Here is a 15,326-nt window from a genome sequence, read left to right as displayed (position 1 = left end):
CCCCCAATCTACTGGGACGCGCCCCTCCCCCGGGCCGGGGGCGCGGGCGCCGGCAGCCGGCGGGCGAAGAAGGACCGCATCCCGCGCCGCAGGGTGTCGACCGCCGTCGCCGGGTCGGCGGTCCCGATGAGCGCGGCCCTCGCCTCCGCGGTGACGAGCCCGGCGGCCTGGAGCTGGGGGACGAGGAAGGCGTGGTCGGCGAACACCCAGTGGTCGCTGCCGGTCAGGAGAACACGCCGGGCACGCAGCCGCTCCCAGGAGCGTTCGAGGCGCTCGGCGCCGTCGAAGCCGTCCGTGCGGACCATGAGGAGGGGCCGGTCGAAGCCGTTCAGCGGGTCCAGGTCGAGGTAGCCCTCCAGGTTCGCTCCGGCGGCGAGCCGGTCGTCGGCGGCCAGCGCGTGCACGGCGGCGGTGCCGCCCGCCGAGTGCCCGTAGACACCGATCCGGCGGAGGTCCATGACGGGGGCGAGAGGCAGGCTGCCGAGCCGGTCGAGGACGAAGCGGATGTCCGCGACCCGGGTGTCGATCATGGTGCGGAAGGTCACCGGGTCCGGGTCCCCGCGCAGGACGGTGACGCGCACGCCGCCCGGGAGCTCCACCTGGCTCGCGTCGCCGGGGTGGTCGATCAGGACGACGATCCGGCCGTGGCTCGCCAGGTCCTCGGCGAGGGTCGTGCCGAGGGTGCGGGAGTCGCCGCCGCCGGGGCTGTACAGGAGCACCGCGCGGCGCCCCGGGAGGGCGGGCGCGTCGATGTGCCCGTGGGTGAGGGTCGCGCCCCAGTCGACGGTGCCCGCGGCCGGAAGCCCGGGGCGGACCAAGGGGGCGAGCTCGGCAAAGTACTGGGCCTCGACCGGAGTGAGCTGTGGGGCGCGCGGGCCGCCGCGGACGGTGCGGGCCGGGTACAGGACGGTGATCTTCACCTCCCGTACGCCGGTCCCGGGCACCCAGGGGTCGTCGCGGGAGGTGTCGGTCAGGACGAAGGTGCGCAGGCCCACGGGGTGGGGGCCGTTCGGCGCGGGCAGACGGAGGACGGCCGGCTCGCCGGCTCGCGCGGCGGGCCGGGCGGTCGCGCGGGCGGCGGCGGGGCCGAGCAGGGTGGCGGCGGCCGCGAGGAGGGCGCCCTTGGCGACGGTGCGGCGGCCGGGTGCGGAGTGCGCGGAGTACTGGGTCATGCACGGCATCCTTGGGTGGGGCGGGGCCGCGCGCGAAGGTTCAGGCCAGGCCCGAAAGGCTGGCGGACGGCGAGGAGTTCGGACAGGTGCTGCGTATCCACTTCACCGCGGACGACCTCGCCGGGGTGCGGTTCGCGCCCCGGCCGTCGCCGGTGCCCGAGCTGCACGCGGCCCTCATGATGCTGGGCGCACCGCACGAGGAGCTGCTCTTCGGGCGCTGGCGGGGCAGGCTGTCGCGCGCCCTGCCGAGGGTGGCCGAGCCGCTCGCGGACCTGGTGCCGGGCGGGGTCGCCCCGTACTTCCTCGACGTCCTCGGCGGGACGCGGGCGGAGGGCTTCGCGCTGATCCGCGCGAGCCGCCCGGAGTTCGTCCGGTCCGAGCTGGAGCGGGTGTACGCGGGCGGGGGCCCGGTGCCGCCGTGGATCCACGGCCTGCACGGCGGGGACGCCGGGGCGTGGCGCGTGCTGGACCGCGCGCAGGCGGCGGCGTACGAGTCGGTCCTGGCCCCGGTGTGGCCGCTGGTCCAGGAGCTGCACCGGGCGGAGTTCACCCGGCACGCGCTGACGGTCGCGGAGCAGGGCCTCGGCGCCGCCCTGGCGGCCTCGGCCCCGGGGTCACGGCTGCGGGAGGGGGTGTGGGAGTGGCCCGGCATCCCGGGCGGCCGGGACGTGCGGCTCGACGGCCGGGGGCTCGTGCTGCTGCCGACCTTCCACTGGCGGGGCGGGCCGCTCGTGCAGGACCTGCCGGGGCGTCCCGTGGTCCTGGCCTACCCGGCGGGCCGGGGGCTGCCGCTCGCCCCGGACGGCGGCGGCACACCCGAGGAGGCCCTCACAGGGGTCCTCGGCAGGACCCGGACCGAGCTGCTCCATGCCCTGGACGAGGCCAGGACGACGACGGGCCTGGCCCGCCGCCTCGGCGTCAGCAACGCGACGGCCTCGGCACACGCCCAGGCCCTCCGCGCCGCCGGCCTGATCACGACGACCAGGACGGGCAGGTCGGTCCACCACGAGCGGACCCCGCTGGGCGCGCTGCTCCTGGCCCCGGCTGCCGCCACCCGTCGCGCGCCTTAGCGCAGCGCGTCGGCGACCTCGCGGGCCGCGTCCACGACGCGGGGGCCGACGCGCTCGGGGACCGCGTCCGCGAGCATCACGACGCCGACACTGCCCTCGACGCCCGTGACGCCGACGAGCGGCGCGGCTGCCCCGCTCGCACCGGCCTCCAGCTCACCGTGGGTCAGGGTGAAGCCGGGTTCGATCAGGGAGCCCTGGCGGGCTGCGAGGATCGCGCGGCCGGCCGCGCCCCGGTCGAGCGGGTGGCGGAAGCCGGCCCGGTAGGCGACGTGGTAGTCGGTCCAGGTCGGTTCGACGACCGCGACGGCGAGCGCCTCCGCCCCGTCGACGAGCGTCAGGTGGGCCGTGGCGCCTATGTCCTCGGCGAGCGAGCGCAGCGCGGGCAGGGCGGCCTCGCGCACCAGGGGGTGCACCTGGCGGCCGAGCCGGAGCACGCCGAGGCCGACGCGGGCGCGGCCGCCCAGGTCGCGGCGGACGAGGGCGTGCTGTTCGAGCGTGGCCAACAGACGGTAGACCACCGTCCGGTTGACACCGAGTTTGTTGGACAACTCGGTGACCGTCAGGCCGTGGTCGGTGTCGGCGAGCAGTTTGAGGACTCTGAGTCCCCGGTCGAGCGTCTGGGAGGTTTCCGCGGTCACGACGCCCTCTCCTTCGGAGTGAGTGGCGGCGGGCTCTCACGGGATTGCGACGCCGGTCCCGTCGGCGACGCACGTCAGAGGCCGCCGGCAGGAAGGGGTACACCGGCTGCGCTCCGCGGCGGCGCTGCCACGGGGCGATTGCTTTTGAGCCGGGACAGTAGCGACCCGCTCCGCTCAGCGGAAGACCTCGTCCAGAATCCGGGCGCCGGGGACCGGATAGAGACGGTTCGGGACCTTCGTCGGTCGGACGAAGGACTTTGGCTGACAAGATCGGCTTTGTCGTGCCTCTAGCGTGGAGGGTGCCCGGAGGCCGACCGTGGGGGCCTGCCTCCGGACCGTGTCCCGTCTCGGCGGGATGCGTGAGGCCCGTACGCGCAGACTCGTACGGGCCTCACTGACATCTCCGGGACATCTCCGGGAGGGTGCTCACCGCATGCGGGTGGCCCACTCCTGGACCTTCTTGATCCGCTCGCGGATCTGGCCGGCGGTGGCCTCGGCGCTCGGCGGCCCGCCGCACACCCGCCGCAGCTCGGTGTGGATCACACCGTGGGGCTTGCCGGTCTGGTGGACGTACGCGCCGACCATCGTGTTGAGCGACTTGCGCAGTTCCAGGAGCTCCTTGTGGGAAACGACAGGGCGCCGCTCGGCGGGAAGCTCCAGCAGGTCGGCCTCGTCGTCCGGCTTCTTGCGGCTGTGCGCGATCTGCCGGGCCTGGCGCTTCTGCAGGAGCAGCTGGACCTGGTCGGGTTCGAGGAGGCCGGGGATGCCGAGGTAGTCCTGCTCCTCCGCGCTGCCGGGGTGGGCCTGCATGCCGAACTCGGCGCTGTTGTAGAGGACGCGGTCGAAGACGGCGTCGGACTCCAGCGCTTCGAACGGCAGCATGTCCTGCTCGCCGGTGTCCTCGTCCTGCTGGCGCTCGGCCTCGGCGAGCTCCTTCTCGGACTCGGCGTACGGGTCTTCCTCGCCGTGCTTCTTGGGCTTGTCGAGGACGTGGTCGCGCTCGACCTCCATCTCGTTGGCGAAGCCGAGGAGGCTGGGGATCGTCGGAAGGAACACGGAGGCGGTTTCGCCGCGCCTGCGTGAACGCACGAAACGGCCGACGGCCTGCGCGAAGAAGAGCGGCGTCGAGATGGTCGTCGCGTACACGCCGACCGAGAGGCGCGGGACGTCGACGCCCTCGGACACCATGCGGACGGCGACCATCCAGCGGTCGGTGTTCTCGCTGAACTCGTCGATGCGGTTCGAGGCGCCGGTGTCGTCGGAGAGGACGACGGTGGCCTTGGTGCCGGTGATCTCGCGGATGAGCTTGGCGTACGAGCGGGCCGAGTCCTGGTCGGAGGCGATGACGAGCCCGCCCGCGTCGGGGATGGACTTCCGGACCTCGGTGAGCCGCTGGTCGGCGGCCCGGAGCACGTTCGGCATCCAGTCGCCCTTGGCGTCGAGCGCGGTCCGCCAGGCCTGCGAGACGGCGTCCTTGGTCATCGGCTCGCCCAGGCGGGCGGCGATCTCGTCGCCGGCCTTGGTACGCCAGCGCATGTTGCCGCTGTAGGAGAGGAAGATGACGGGCCGGACGACGCCGTCGCCGAGGGCGTTGCCGTAGCCGTAGGTGTAGTCCGCCGAGGACCTGCGGATCCCGTCGTTCCCCTCCTCGTACGTGACGAAGGGGATGGGGTTGGTGTCGGAACGGAACGGGGTGCCGGTGAGGGCGAGTCGCCGCGTGGCGGGCTCGAAGGCCTCCAGACAGGCCTCGCCCCAGGACTTGGAGTCTCCGGCGTGGTGGATCTCGTCGAGGATGACGAGGGTCTTGCGCTGTTCGCAGCGGTTGCGGTGGAGCATGGGCCGGACTCCGACGCCGGCGTAGGTGATGGCGACCCCGTCGTACTCCTTGCTGAGCGGCCCGGCGCTGTAGTCCGGGTCCAGCTTGATCCCTATCCGCGCGGCGGCGGCGGCCCACTGCTTCTTCAGGTGCTCGGTGGGCGCGACGACGGTGATCTGCTGCACGACGTGGTGGTGCAGCAGCCAGGACGCGAGGGTCAGGGCGAAGGTCGTCTTGCCGGCGCCGGGGGTGGCGACGGCGAGGAAGTCTCGGGGCTGCTCCTGGAGGTACCTGTCCATGGCGCCCTGCTGCCAGGCTCGCAGCTTGCCGGCGGTACCCCAAGGGGCCCGTCCGGGGAAGGCGGGAGAGAGGTGATGGGAGGAGGTGGTGGTAGTAGTCACGATCTCCGGGTTCGACGCTCGTCCAGATATGACAACCGGGCCACCTTACCGGCGGCCCGGTCGGAACCTCGTATGAAACGGGGCGGGGATGCCCCGGTTGCGATTCAGCTCACGTCGGCGAGGACCAACTCGCGGAGCCCGCGCGCGATGTCCTCGACCTCGTCGGTCTCACCCGTCGCCACGGCGATGACCAGGCGTTCCGCGGCATCGATGTCCGGTCGCAGCTGGACGCCGTTCATGGCGAGGAAGGTGACGCAGGACAGCCAGGCCGTGCTGTTGTTCCGGCCGACGAACGGGCTGCGGAAGGCCAGCGACTGGAGGAGGGCCGCGGCCTTCTCCACAGCACCCGGGTAGACGTCCTCGCCGCCGTGAACCGACGTCGGCCTGAAGGCGGCCTCCGCGACGAGCCCTAGGTCACGCACGAGCGGTGTGTCCGCACGCGTCCTCGGCGATCCCGACGACGTCCTCGGCGGAGAGGTAGACGCACATCACGCGAGACGCTCCAGGAGTTCGCCCCACTTGGCCGCCTGCTCGCGAGAGGCCTGCCTCACCCTCGCCTCGTGTGCGCTCCGTACGAGGTAGTCGTCCACGGCCCGGAGTACGAGCGCGTGCATGCTGACGCCCTCTTCCTGGGCGCGCCGCCTCAGCGCCTCGGTCTGGTCGTCGCGGAGACGCAGGTTCATGGCCATATCGGAACGATACCGGCATGGGGCCATTCTGGTACTGGCTACCTCACGCCCGAGTCGGCTCCGTCCGCAGCCGCGTAGCCACCCACGCCCCCACCGCCGCCACCCCCGCCATCGGCAGGAAGACCGCCGCGAAGGCCGCCGGGTGGGAGCCCGTCGCCGCGTGGGAGCTCACCGCGTGGCCCACCGCGCCGCCGCCCAGGGCCGCGAAGGCGGCGCCTCCGGCGGCGAGGAGCAGGACGTTCGAGAGGCCGTCCGAGATCTGGAGGGCCGCCGAGTTCGCGCCCGCCTCCTCCGGGGGCGACAGCTTCATGAGCAGCACGCTCGTCGAGGCGATCACCGCGCCCATGCCGAGGCAGCCGACGGCCCAGGCCGCCGCGACCACCCAGACCGGCACCGCCGCGATCAGCACGCTCGGCGCGGCCGCGATCGCGAGCGCGACGAGGACCATCCCGAGGACGACCAGGCGTTCGCGGTACGGCTCCGTCCACGGCCGGGACTGGATCCACGAGCCGAGCGCCCAGGTGAGGCCGCCGACGGCGAGCGAGAGCCCGGCCAGGGTCACGCTCAGGCCGCGCTGCGTGACCAGCATCAGCGGCACGAAGGACTCGGCCGCGATGAAGGACCCGGCGGCGATGCCGCGCAGCAGGATGACCGAGGGCAGGCCGCGCGCGGCCCGGACGGTGCCGCGCGGCAGCAGCCCGCGGATGGCGGGCACGAGGAGCGCGACGCCCGCGGCGGCCGGCAGCAGGGAGAGCCAGCGCAGCTCCTGCCCCGCGTACTGGAGCAGCCCGGCACCGGCCGAGATGGCGAGGGCGAGTCCGATCTGCCGCCGGTCCCAGGGGGCGACGGGCGCCGCCGGGTCGGCGGGGCCGGAGGCGGTCCGGCGTATCGCGGGGAGGGCGAGGGCGAGCGGGATGACGACGAGGGCGGGGATGCCGACGAAGACCCAGCGCCAGCCGAGGTGCTCGGTGATCGTTCCGGCGGCGAGCGGTCCGACGACGGAGGGGACGACCCAGCTCGCGGCGAACGCGGCCATGATCGCGGGCCTGAGGTGTTCCGCGTACGCCCGGCTGACCACCACGTACAGCGCGACGATCACGAGGCCGCCGCCCAGTCCCTGCACGGCCCGGCCAAGGATGAACATCCACATGGAGGCGGCGGTGCCGGAGAGGAGCAGTCCGGCGGCGAAGGCGGTCATTCCGGTGGCGAGGGACCCGAGCGGCCCCCGCCGGTCGGACCACTGGCCGGCCAGGACCATGCCGAAGAGGCTGGTGGTGAAGTACGCGGAGAAGGCGAAGGCGTAGACGGAGACGCCGTTCAGCTCGCGGGCGGCGACGGGCATCGCCGTGCCGACGGCGGTCGCCTCGAAGGCGATGAGCAGGACGACGGAGACGATGCCGATGCTGAGCGCCCGGTGGTCGCCGTCGAGGACGGACCCCTTGGTGTCGTCGTACGCGGCACGGGGTCCGGGGCTGTGGGTGGCGGCGACGTCGGCATCGGCGTCGATGTCGGCGTCACGGGGTTCGAGGGCGCTCATCCCCCCAGAGTAAGAGGTCAACCACCGAATGACCCCTGTCAGGTTTCCCGTCCTTTGGTCCTCGGTCTCTGGTCCCGGTCATGCAAAGAACGCCGGGAACGCCGGGAACGCCGGGAACGCCGGGAACGCCGACGGGGCGGCGCACTCCGACGTGGTGGTCGGTGTACGCCGCCCTCGGGCGGATCGGGTGCGGATCGGTCACTTCGCGTCGCTGTTGAACTTGGAGGTCGACCAGAAGTAGCCGAGAACGTTGAGACCGATGCACCAGGCGATGGCGAGCCATCCGTTGTGGCCGATCTCGGTGCCGAGGAGGAGGCCGCGGAGGGTTTCGATGGCGGGGGTGAAGGGCTGGTACTCGGCGATGGGCTGGAACCAGCCGGGCATGGAGGCGATGGGGACGAAGGTGCTGGAGATGAGGGGGAGGAAGATCAGGGGCATCGCGTTGTTGCTGGCGGCTTCGGCGTTGGGGCTGATGAGGCCCATGCCGACGGCGATCCAGGTGAGGGCGGTGGCGAACAGGACGAGGAGTCCGAGTGCGGCCAGCCATTCCAGGGCGGTGGCGTCGGAGGAGCGGAAGCCGATGGCGAGGGCGACGGCGCCGACGAGCAGGACGCTCATCACGCATTGCAGGACGCTGCCGACGACGTGTCCGACGAGGACGGACGGGCGGTGGATGGCCATGGTGCGGAAGCGGGCGATGATGCCCTCGGTCATGTCGTTGGAGACGGACACGGCGGTGCCGATGGTGGTGCTGCCGATGGTCATCAGGAGCAGACCGGGGACGAGGTAGGCGATGTAGTCGGCGCGGTCGCCGCCGCCGATGCCGGCGCTCATCGTGTCGCCGAAGATGTAGACGAAGAGCAGCAGGAGCATGACGGGGGTGAGGAGCAGGTTCAGGGTGAGGGAGGGGTAGCGGCGGGCGTGCAGGAGGTTGCGGCGCAGCATCGTGGACGAGTCGCGGACGGCGAGGGAGAGAGAGCTCATCGGACTGCATCCTTCGGCTGGTGGGGGATGGCGGTTCCGCCGGTGAGGGCGAAGAAGACGTCGTCGAGGTCGGGGGTGTGGACGGTGAGTTCGTCCGCCTGGATGCCGGCGGTGGCGAGGCGGTCGAGGAGGGCGTGCAGGGCGCGCTGGCTGCCGTCGCTGGGGAGCTGAAGGGTCTGCGCCTCGTCGTCCTTCGCGGCCTCGCCGACGGCGTGGGCCGCGCGCTGGTAGGCGGTGGGGTCGGTGAAGCGGAGGCGGACGTGGCCGCCGGGGATGAGGCGCTTGAGTTCCTCGGCGGTGCCTTCGGCGGCGATCTTGCCGTCGTTGAGGACGGCGATGCGGTCGGCGAGTTCGTCGGCTTCCTCGAGGTACTGGGTGGTGAGGAAGACGGTGACGCCGCCGGTGACGAGCTGGCGGATGATCTGCCACATGGTGTGGCGGGAGCGGGGGTCGAGGCCGGTGGTGGGTTCGTCGAGGAAGATGATCCGCGGGTCGCCGACGAGGGTCATGGCGATGTCGAGGCGGCGCTTCATGCCGCCGGAGTAGGTGGAGGCGGGCTTCTTCGCGGCCTCCACGAGGTCGAAGCGTTCGAGGAGTTCGGCGGCGACCCGGCGCCCGTCTCGCTTGGACAGGTGGTGCAGGTCGGCCATGAGGAGCATGTTCTCCTCGCCGGTGATCAGGCCGTCGACGGCGGAGAACTGGCCGGTGACACCGATCGCGGCCCGGATGGCCTGCGGGGCGGTGGCCAGGTCGTGGCCGCCGATGCGGATGGCGCCCGAGCCGGGGCCCGGGGAGACGAGCGTGGAGAGGATCTTGACGGCGGTGGTCTTGCCGGCGCCGTTCGGTCCGAGCAGGGAGAACACCGTTCCCTGCGGGACGGCCAGATCGATGCCGTCGAGGACGACCTTGTCACCGTAGGACTTGCGCAGCCCGTTCGCCGCGATGGCCAAGTCGGTCATGAGGGGTGCTCCTTCAGAGGCTGAGGGGTGGTGGTCAGAGGCTGCGGGCGGTGATGTCGCCGTGGGCGGTGGAGGCGTGGATGTTCAGCTCGGCGGCGGAACCGGCGCTGTTCTGCAGGGTGTTGGTGATGCGGCCGTAGGCGGTGCCGGCGTCGAGGGTGGCGGAGACGCCGCGGGCGGCGCCGACTTCCAGGTCGCCGGACTCGGTGCGCAGCACGACCGCGCCGCCCAGGGCCTCGGTGATCGTGATGTCGCCCTTCTGGGTGCGGAGTTCCGCGGGGCCGCCGAGGCGGCCGACGGTGATGTCACCGGCCTGGAGGGTGAGGTGGGCGCTCGCGGTCTCGTCGAGCTTGACGGTGCCCTGCGCGCTCTCGATGGTCACGTCGCCCAGGCGCCCGACACCGTGGAAGTCGGCGGCGGCGGTCCTGGCCTCGACGCGGGAGCCGGCCGGCAGCTGGACGGTGACCTCGACCGCACCGGAGTTGCCCAGGATCCGGCTCTTCGGCTCGGCGGCCTCGATCCGCAGCACGCCGTCGGCGTAGGCGACGGTGACCTGCTCGGCGGCCTTCACGTCGTTGCTCTTCGCGGCGTTCGCGGGGAGGACCTCGACGGTGGTGCCGGCGGTCTGGTCGGCGGCGATGAACCGGATGGTGCCGGCCGGGATGTCGAGGATGGCGGAGACGGGGGCGGTGGTGGCGAACTTCTGCATGATGCGCTCCTTGTGTTTTCCGGCCCGGACTCCTTGTCCGTGCCGTTTCCGACAAGAGAAACGCTACGTTGCGTTCAAGGATCGAGCAACGGTCACGTTGCATCAAATCCCTATCACCGCAGGTGAAAGCCGAGATTTCATTGCAACCATCATGCGAGCTAACGCAACAACCAGCACCTTCGCGTTGCAATGAAATGAGCGTGAACGCTATAGTGGCGGCACCCGAGGAGCACGAAGGAGACAGCGATGCCAGGTGGCAGGCTCACCCAGCAGGAACGTCAGCAGATCGCGCTGGGGCTGGCCGACGGCCTCGCCTACGCCGAGATCGCCCGACGGCTCGACCGTCCGACCTCGACCATCACGCGTGAGGTGATGCGGAACGGCGGCCCCACCGGCTACCGCGCCGACCTGGCCCACCGCGCCACCGAACGCCGTGCCCACCGGAGCAGGCAGGCCACGCCCCGGAGCCCGGAGGCGCTCCCGCAGGCCCACGGACGCGACCCCGAGGCCGTGCGCGAGTACGAGGAAGTCCTCACCACCGTCTTCATGCAGTCGGGCATGCCCAAGATGATGTCCGGGGTGATGGCGTGCCTCTGCATGAGCGACACGGGCAGTCTCACCGCGGCCGAACTCGTCCAGCGCCTCAGCGTCAGTCCGGCGACCGTCTCCAAGGCGATCGCCTTCCTGGAGGGCCAGGCCTTCGTCCGCCGGGAACGCGACGAAGGCCGCCGCGAGCGCTACACCGTCGACGCCGACGTCTGGTACCAGTCGATGATGGCAAGCGCCCGGGCCACCGCCCAGATCGTCGAGACCGCACGGCAGGGCGTCGGCGTCCTCGGCCCCGACACCCCGGCCGGTACGCGCCTCGAAAACATCGCCCGCTTCCTCGACTTCGTCAGCGAGAGCACCTCGCGCGCCGCGGAGCAGGCACGCGCGATCCTCCACACGAGCCCGGAAACACCCGCGGGAACAACCGCAGAAACAACCGCGGACGAGACGTCCGCCTGAGCCGGCGCCCTCGCGCGCCGGGCCCGACTGTGAACGGGGTGTGGCAGCCCCGTTGCAGTCGCATGGCACGGCCCCCGAACCCCTTGAGCCCCTCCCGGCCGCCGCTCTACGGTCGTACCAGTGCACAACACGACCGTGTGCCCGAGTGGTTCAGGGACTCGCCTGCAAAGCGAGTTACGTCGGTTCGATTCCGATCACGGTCTCTACGATCACCGTCTCGACCGATCACCGTCTCGACCGATCACCGTCTCGACCGATCACCGTCTCGACCGATCACCGTCTCGACCGATCACCGTCTCGACCGATCACCGTCTCGACCGATCACCGTCTCGACCGATCACCGTCTCGACCGATCACCGTCTCTTCATCGACGAGATCTTCCACCCCGCACCGGGCATGTGCCACAGTCCGCCCATGAATGATCACGGCAGACGCAGACTGGGCATCCTCGTGGGCGTGGGTCTCGCCGGCGGCCTGCTGCCCGGCATCACGCTGGGCGCGGAGACCGTCGACGCCGTCCTCTCGCTGCTCGTCGCGGCCGTCGTCCTGACGGTCCTCACGCAGCTGGTCCACGTGGGCCCGTCGGGCCGTGTCCCGCTGCCCGTCCTGGGCGCGCTCGGCGCGGTCGGCTTCGTCCAGGACGCGCTCATCTGGTGGCTGCTGTCCTGGCTGGGCCCGAAACTCTCGGACCTGCGGGTCGAGGGCCTCGCGACCATCATCCTCGCGGCCCTGATCACCCGCGCGACCGTCCTCCTCCTGTCGCAGCTGTCGCCGGTGGTCGAGATCGCCGAGGACTGACGGCCGGTCCGCCGGGCGCAGAGCTCACGGAAGCAGGTCGTCGGGGACCGCGACCTTCTCCTCGCAGCCCAGCAGCTCGCGCGTGCTCTCGGCGAGGGACTTCAGGAGCTGCTCCGTCGACACGGTCCCGCTCCCCTTCCGGTCCTCGTCGTTCACCGAGACCTGGAGCGGCAGCTCGCTGCCCTGGCCCGCGGCGGTACCCGGGATCGTGCAGGGCATGACGACCTGCGTGCCCCCGATGTCGGGGCGGACGGCCACGTAGACCCCGTCGGCCACCTTGCGCCAGCGCTGCCTGCCCTTCGCGGAGCTCACGGAACCGATGTCGTCCATGGACCACCCGGCGGTGCTGGTGACCCAGCTCGCAGCGCCCTCGGCCCTGCCCTCGATCTGGCAGGGGCGGTAGGTGGTGCGCCGTAGATCGTCCTCGGCGGCCGCCCAACCGCGCGCCTCCGTGACCATGCGCTCCTTCATCTCGGAGAGCGACCGGTCGTACGCGCGGAGCCCGTCCCCGAACTCGGCCCGCAAGGTATCTACGTTCTTCGCCCCGAAGACCTTCTGGCATGTCTTGAGAGCGGCCTCGGTGCGCGCAGCCTCCGTCGCACTCACCTTCGGGGTGGCCTCACCTCCGCCTCCGCCTCCGCCTCCGCAGGACGCCACCGACAGAACGACGACGAGTGCGGCGGCGGAACCCGCGCCCGCTCGCCTCCTGGCAACCGACATGCTCACCTGACCTTCGACTCGGTACCGCTGACGAGCTGTTCGCCGTCCATGTAGGAGGTCTGCGCCTGACGGAAGAACTCGCGCTTCTCGGCCTCCGTCATCCCGATGGAGTCCGCGAAGCTCATCAGCGGGGCCATCGCGCTGCCCCGGCCGGCCTCCCTGACCCCCTCGATCCCCTTCCGCGCCTCGTCGTCGTTCTTGTACTCGTTGTCCTTCAGGTACTGAAGGCTGTCGGAGGCGTACTCGGTACTGAGGGCCGAGCCGGCGCTCTCCATGATGATCGGTACGACGGTGGCCGCCACGACACCCGCCGCCGGGCCCAGCACAACCGCGGAGCCGACTCCCACGACCGCCGCGACACCGCCGCTCACCGCCGACTTCCGCCACTCGGCCTGCTGTTCGAGCTTGAGGTTCTTCGCGTCCTCGTCGTCCTTGAAGTCCTCGCCGATCTGGGTGGTGCGCGACTCGTCGATGACGCCGTGGACGAGGGTGGCGTTCTGGGCGAAGGCCATGGCGTCGTCGCGGTCCTTCTCCAGCGCCTTGATGCCGCTGGCCTCGAAGACCTGCTGGGCGGCGGAAATGCTCTTGTACCCGTCCTCGTCCCCTGCGACAGCCTTCAGGAAGTCCAGCGACTGCGTGAACCCGAAGTCGGTACGCCGGGTCTCATCGCTGCTGTTCGGGTAGAGCTCGTTGCGGTTGACCGCGTCCCCTGTGCCGCCGAAGTTGTGCATGGAGTAGTTGAGGTCGTCGATGTAGGCGGCGCCCATCCGCCCCAGGCTGTCCATCAGCGGCTTGTGCTGTTCGCGCAGCTCGGTGCTGGTGCCGTACGAGTCGATGACCTGCTTCATGATCTCGGCGGACTTCTCGTCGCGGTGCAGCTGGGGGGTGGGGTCGTCCCAGCCGTGGCCCGTGGTCGCCGCCTCCAGGGCGTGGCCGAGGGCGTCCGGCATGTAGTCGGCGGTCTTCTTCCAGTCGTCCGGGTTGTGGCCCTCGATGTCGGGGAAGAACTCGTACTCCTTGTTCTGGAAGTACTTCAGGTAGCCGTCGTTCTGGCTCCCGTCCTTCTTCGGGTCCAGGTCGATCGTGCCGCCGACGCTGCCGTCCTTGTTGTAGGACGTCGGCTCCTTGGAGAAGTACTCCTTCGAGGCCTCCGGGCTGTGCCCCAGCGCCTCCAGCATCGAGACCATCGGGTCGAAGCCGGAGCCGTTGACGCCCGAGGGGTTGTACTGGTTCTTGAGCCAGCCGCCGCCCATCGGCTTGCTCTCGGCGAACATGTACGGGTCCTTGGCGTGGAGCTGGGTGACGTGCTCCGCGATCGGGACCAGGAACTTCTTGTCGTAGTCGCCGTAGCGCATGATGCCGCCGAGCAACTGGTACCCGAAGGCCGGGTTGTTGTCGTACTTGACCAGCGGGATGCGCTCCGTGCCGAGCTTGCGCATGTCCGTGGACCACTTGTCGGTCCAGGCGTCGCCGCCCTGCGTGGCCGTCGCCAGGTTGAGGCCCAGGTTCTTCTGGAGCTCCTGGACGTCCGCGAGGCGCTCCTTGTCGACCTTCGAGTAGTCGTACGTGTCCGTGGACAGCTGCCCGAAGAACTCCAGGGAGCCCTTCGGACCGAGGCCGTCGTAGAAGGTCCTGGAGAACTCCTTCGAACCGCTGTTGTCCTTCAGCAGTTCGTTGAGGCGCATCAGCTCCTCGTGCGAGATGTCCCGGCCCTTCTTGGCCAGGTCGACGGCGCGCTGCGCCTCCTCGGCGTCGAGGCTCGCGTACTTCGGGGCGCTGAAGTTGTTCTTGTCCCCGGTGATGTTGGCCTTGAGGGCGTTGGAGCAGGCCACGTCAGCCTCGGTGCAGACCTCCAGGATGGCCTTGATGCGCTCCTGCATCGCCTGGATGTCGGCGCGCTCCTTGCGCACGAGGTCCTGGAAGTCGGGGTCGTGCCGGGCACCGGGGTCCTTGATCTGGGACAGCGGCTCCCTGGCCTCGACGGTGCCGTCGGACTTCACGAGGAAGCCCTTCGCGGGGGCGTCGGTCTCGGCGATCGTCCTGAGGTCGTCCTTCGCCTTCTTGAAGGCGTTGTAGCCGTCCTCCAGGATCTTGTGGATGCCGTCGGCGGCCTTCGCGGCGTCCTCGAACTCCTTCGCCGTCTTGTCCACGAACGGCTTCGTGACCTCGGCGTTCACCCCGCGCCAGTAGTCGTCCTTGGCCTTCGCGGCCATCGTCGTACGGGCGTCGTCGGCGAGCTTGTCCAGCTTGCCCTTCATCGCGGACCAGTCGTCGGCCGCCGCCTTCATCTTGTCGAGCGGCGCGTGGTGCACGTTGTCGTAGGTCAACACAGCAGGGCCCCCGGACTACTTGAAGTACTCGTTGATCTTGGAGGCCGCCAGGGCCGCCCTGATGTCTTCCTCTTCCTTCGCGTGGGAGGCCGCGCTGTAGTCGAGGTGGTTGGAGATGTTGGCGCAGGCGTCGAGCAGCGTGTTCAGCTGCGAGCTCCACGTCTCCTGCACGGTCGACATCGCGGAGCCCGTGAGGAAGCCGTTGCTCGACATGCCCGTCGCCGCCTCCGTGGTGTTCGTCCGCGCGTGGTTCCCGTCCTTGACGAGCCGGCCGTGCAGCGCGTAGGCGGCGCTGCCGATGGCCCCGAGCTTGTCCTGGTCGACGCTGAGGTCGGCGTTGCCGCCGCCCCCGCCGCCGGGCTCCGGAGCGACCTGGTTGAGCCTCATGCTCACGCTGGCCGTGGAGGTGGACCGGACCGACGCCCACTCCTCGTCGAACGACATGCTCTCCCCCGCGCGGTGATCGTGCCGGCGATCGCGTGGTGATCGTTCCGG

The 15,326-nt window shown here is 70.9% G+C and carries 15 protein-coding genes and 1 tRNA gene; 4 read left to right on the top strand and 12 right to left on the bottom strand.

Annotation, left to right across the window (positions count from 1 at the left end):
* Positions 1-8: 8 nt before the first annotated feature.
* Complete coding sequence (locus OG357_RS24560) at positions 9-1,172, bottom strand: alpha/beta hydrolase family protein (RefSeq protein ID WP_329623203.1); 1,164 nt, start codon at positions 1,170-1,172, stop codon at positions 9-11.
* An 86-nt stretch (positions 1,173-1,258) separates the two neighbouring features.
* On the opposite strand from OG357_RS24560, the gene OG357_RS24555 reads away from it, so the two are divergent.
* Positions 1,259-2,242 (top strand): ArsR/SmtB family transcription factor, encoded by a 984-nt coding sequence (locus OG357_RS24555; protein ID WP_329623202.1) that lies wholly within the window; start codon positions 1,259-1,261, stop codon positions 2,240-2,242.
* Here OG357_RS24555 and OG357_RS24550 read toward each other — a convergent pair.
* The 8 genes from OG357_RS24550 to OG357_RS24515 all read right to left on the bottom strand — a co-directional run bounded on the left by OG357_RS24550 (position 2,239) and on the right by OG357_RS24515 (position 9,975).
* On the bottom strand, positions 2,239-2,880 hold the full coding sequence (locus OG357_RS24550; RefSeq protein WP_017237054.1) for an IclR family transcriptional regulator: 642 nt from the start codon (positions 2,878-2,880) through the stop codon (positions 2,239-2,241). The genes OG357_RS24555 and OG357_RS24550 overlap by 4 nt on opposite strands.
* Positions 2,881-3,306: 426 nt before the next feature.
* Positions 3,307-5,097, bottom strand: a complete 1,791-nt coding sequence (locus tag OG357_RS24545; protein ID WP_329623201.1) for a DEAD/DEAH box helicase — start codon at positions 5,095-5,097, stop codon at positions 3,307-3,309.
* 104 nt (positions 5,098-5,201) lie between these two features.
* The gene (locus OG357_RS24540) at positions 5,202-5,519 is read right to left on the bottom strand and encodes a type II toxin-antitoxin system death-on-curing family toxin (RefSeq protein WP_329623200.1); all 318 of its coding nucleotides are present in this window, start codon (positions 5,517-5,519) and stop codon (positions 5,202-5,204) included.
* A 66-nt stretch (positions 5,520-5,585) separates the two neighbouring features.
* A complete protein-coding gene (locus tag OG357_RS24535; protein ID WP_329623199.1) occupies positions 5,586-5,786 on the bottom strand; it encodes a CopG family transcriptional regulator in 201 nt (66 codons plus the stop codon).
* A 43-nt stretch (positions 5,787-5,829) separates the two neighbouring features.
* Positions 5,830-7,323, bottom strand: coding sequence for an MFS transporter (locus OG357_RS24530; RefSeq protein ID WP_329623198.1), 1,494 nt, complete (start codon positions 7,321-7,323; stop codon positions 5,830-5,832).
* A 198-nt stretch (positions 7,324-7,521) separates the two neighbouring features.
* A complete protein-coding gene (locus tag OG357_RS24525) occupies positions 7,522-8,307 on the bottom strand; it encodes an ABC transporter permease (RefSeq protein WP_329623197.1) in 786 nt (261 codons plus the stop codon).
* Positions 8,304-9,266, bottom strand: a complete 963-nt coding sequence (locus OG357_RS24520) for an ATP-binding cassette domain-containing protein (RefSeq protein ID WP_329623196.1) — start codon at positions 9,264-9,266, stop codon at positions 8,304-8,306. Before OG357_RS24520 ends, OG357_RS24525 begins: the two co-directional genes overlap by 4 nt.
* Before the next feature lie 34 nt (positions 9,267-9,300).
* Complete coding sequence (locus OG357_RS24515) at positions 9,301-9,975, bottom strand: DUF4097 family beta strand repeat-containing protein (RefSeq protein ID WP_329623195.1); 675 nt, start codon at positions 9,973-9,975, stop codon at positions 9,301-9,303.
* A gap of 246 nt (positions 9,976-10,221) precedes the next feature.
* Here OG357_RS24515 and OG357_RS24510 point away from each other — a divergent pair, with 246 nt between their 5' ends.
* The 3 genes from OG357_RS24510 (at position 10,222) to OG357_RS24500 (ending at position 11,781) form a co-directional block, all read left to right on the top strand.
* The gene (locus OG357_RS24510) at positions 10,222-10,983 is read left to right on the top strand and encodes a helix-turn-helix domain-containing protein (protein ID WP_329623194.1); all 762 of its coding nucleotides are present in this window, start codon (positions 10,222-10,224) and stop codon (positions 10,981-10,983) included.
* A gap of 131 nt (positions 10,984-11,114) precedes the next feature.
* Positions 11,115-11,186: transfer RNA gene (locus OG357_RS24505), tRNA-Cys, on the top strand.
* 211 nt (positions 11,187-11,397) lie between these two features.
* A complete protein-coding gene (locus OG357_RS24500; protein ID WP_329623193.1) occupies positions 11,398-11,781 on the top strand; it encodes a hypothetical protein in 384 nt (127 codons plus the stop codon).
* Positions 11,782-11,805: 24 nt separating this feature from the next.
* On the opposite strand, the gene OG357_RS24495 is transcribed toward OG357_RS24500, so the two are convergent.
* The 3 genes from OG357_RS24495 to OG357_RS24485 all read right to left on the bottom strand — a co-directional run bounded on the left by OG357_RS24495 (position 11,806) and on the right by OG357_RS24485 (position 15,275).
* A complete protein-coding gene (locus tag OG357_RS24495) occupies positions 11,806-12,306 on the bottom strand; it encodes a hypothetical protein (protein WP_329623192.1) in 501 nt (166 codons plus the stop codon).
* Positions 12,307-12,503: 197 nt separating this feature from the next.
* On the bottom strand, positions 12,504-14,831 hold the full coding sequence (locus OG357_RS24490) for a hypothetical protein (RefSeq protein ID WP_329623191.1): 2,328 nt from the start codon (positions 14,829-14,831) through the stop codon (positions 12,504-12,506).
* 15 nt (positions 14,832-14,846) lie between these two features.
* Positions 14,847-15,275 (bottom strand): hypothetical protein, encoded by a 429-nt coding sequence (locus OG357_RS24485; RefSeq protein WP_329623190.1) that lies wholly within the window; start codon positions 15,273-15,275, stop codon positions 14,847-14,849.
* Between the last annotated feature and the right edge of the window lie 51 nt (positions 15,276-15,326).

Origin of the sequence: Streptomyces sp. NBC_01255 (assembly GCF_036226445.1) — a bacterium.
Taxonomy (GTDB): Bacteria; Actinomycetota; Actinomycetes; order Streptomycetales; family Streptomycetaceae; genus Streptomyces.
Note: the sequence above shows the minus strand (reverse complement) of the source record. Positions and strands in the feature narration are given on the sequence as shown.

Coding starts and splice junctions, on each gene's coding strand:
- OG357_RS24535 (WP_329623199.1), bottom strand. CDS start 5,786: ATGGCCATGAACCTGCGTCTCCGCGACGACCAGACCGAGGCGCTGAGG.
- OG357_RS24560 (WP_329623203.1), bottom strand. CDS start 1,172: ATGACCCAGTACTCCGCGCACTCCGCACCCGGCCGCCGCACCGTCGCC.
- OG357_RS24500 (WP_329623193.1), top strand. CDS start 11,398: ATGAATGATCACGGCAGACGCAGACTGGGCATCCTCGTGGGCGTGGGT.
- OG357_RS24485 (WP_329623190.1), bottom strand. CDS start 15,275: ATGTCGTTCGACGAGGAGTGGGCGTCGGTCCGGTCCACCTCCACGGCC.
- OG357_RS24510 (WP_329623194.1), top strand. CDS start 10,222: ATGCCAGGTGGCAGGCTCACCCAGCAGGAACGTCAGCAGATCGCGCTG.
- OG357_RS24525 (WP_329623197.1), bottom strand. CDS start 8,307: ATGAGCTCTCTCTCCCTCGCCGTCCGCGACTCGTCCACGATGCTGCGC.
- OG357_RS24515 (WP_329623195.1), bottom strand. CDS start 9,975: ATGCAGAAGTTCGCCACCACCGCCCCCGTCTCCGCCATCCTCGACATC.
- OG357_RS24520 (WP_329623196.1), bottom strand. CDS start 9,266: ATGACCGACTTGGCCATCGCGGCGAACGGGCTGCGCAAGTCCTACGGT.
- OG357_RS24530 (WP_329623198.1), bottom strand. CDS start 7,323: ATGAGCGCCCTCGAACCCCGTGACGCCGACATCGACGCCGATGCCGAC.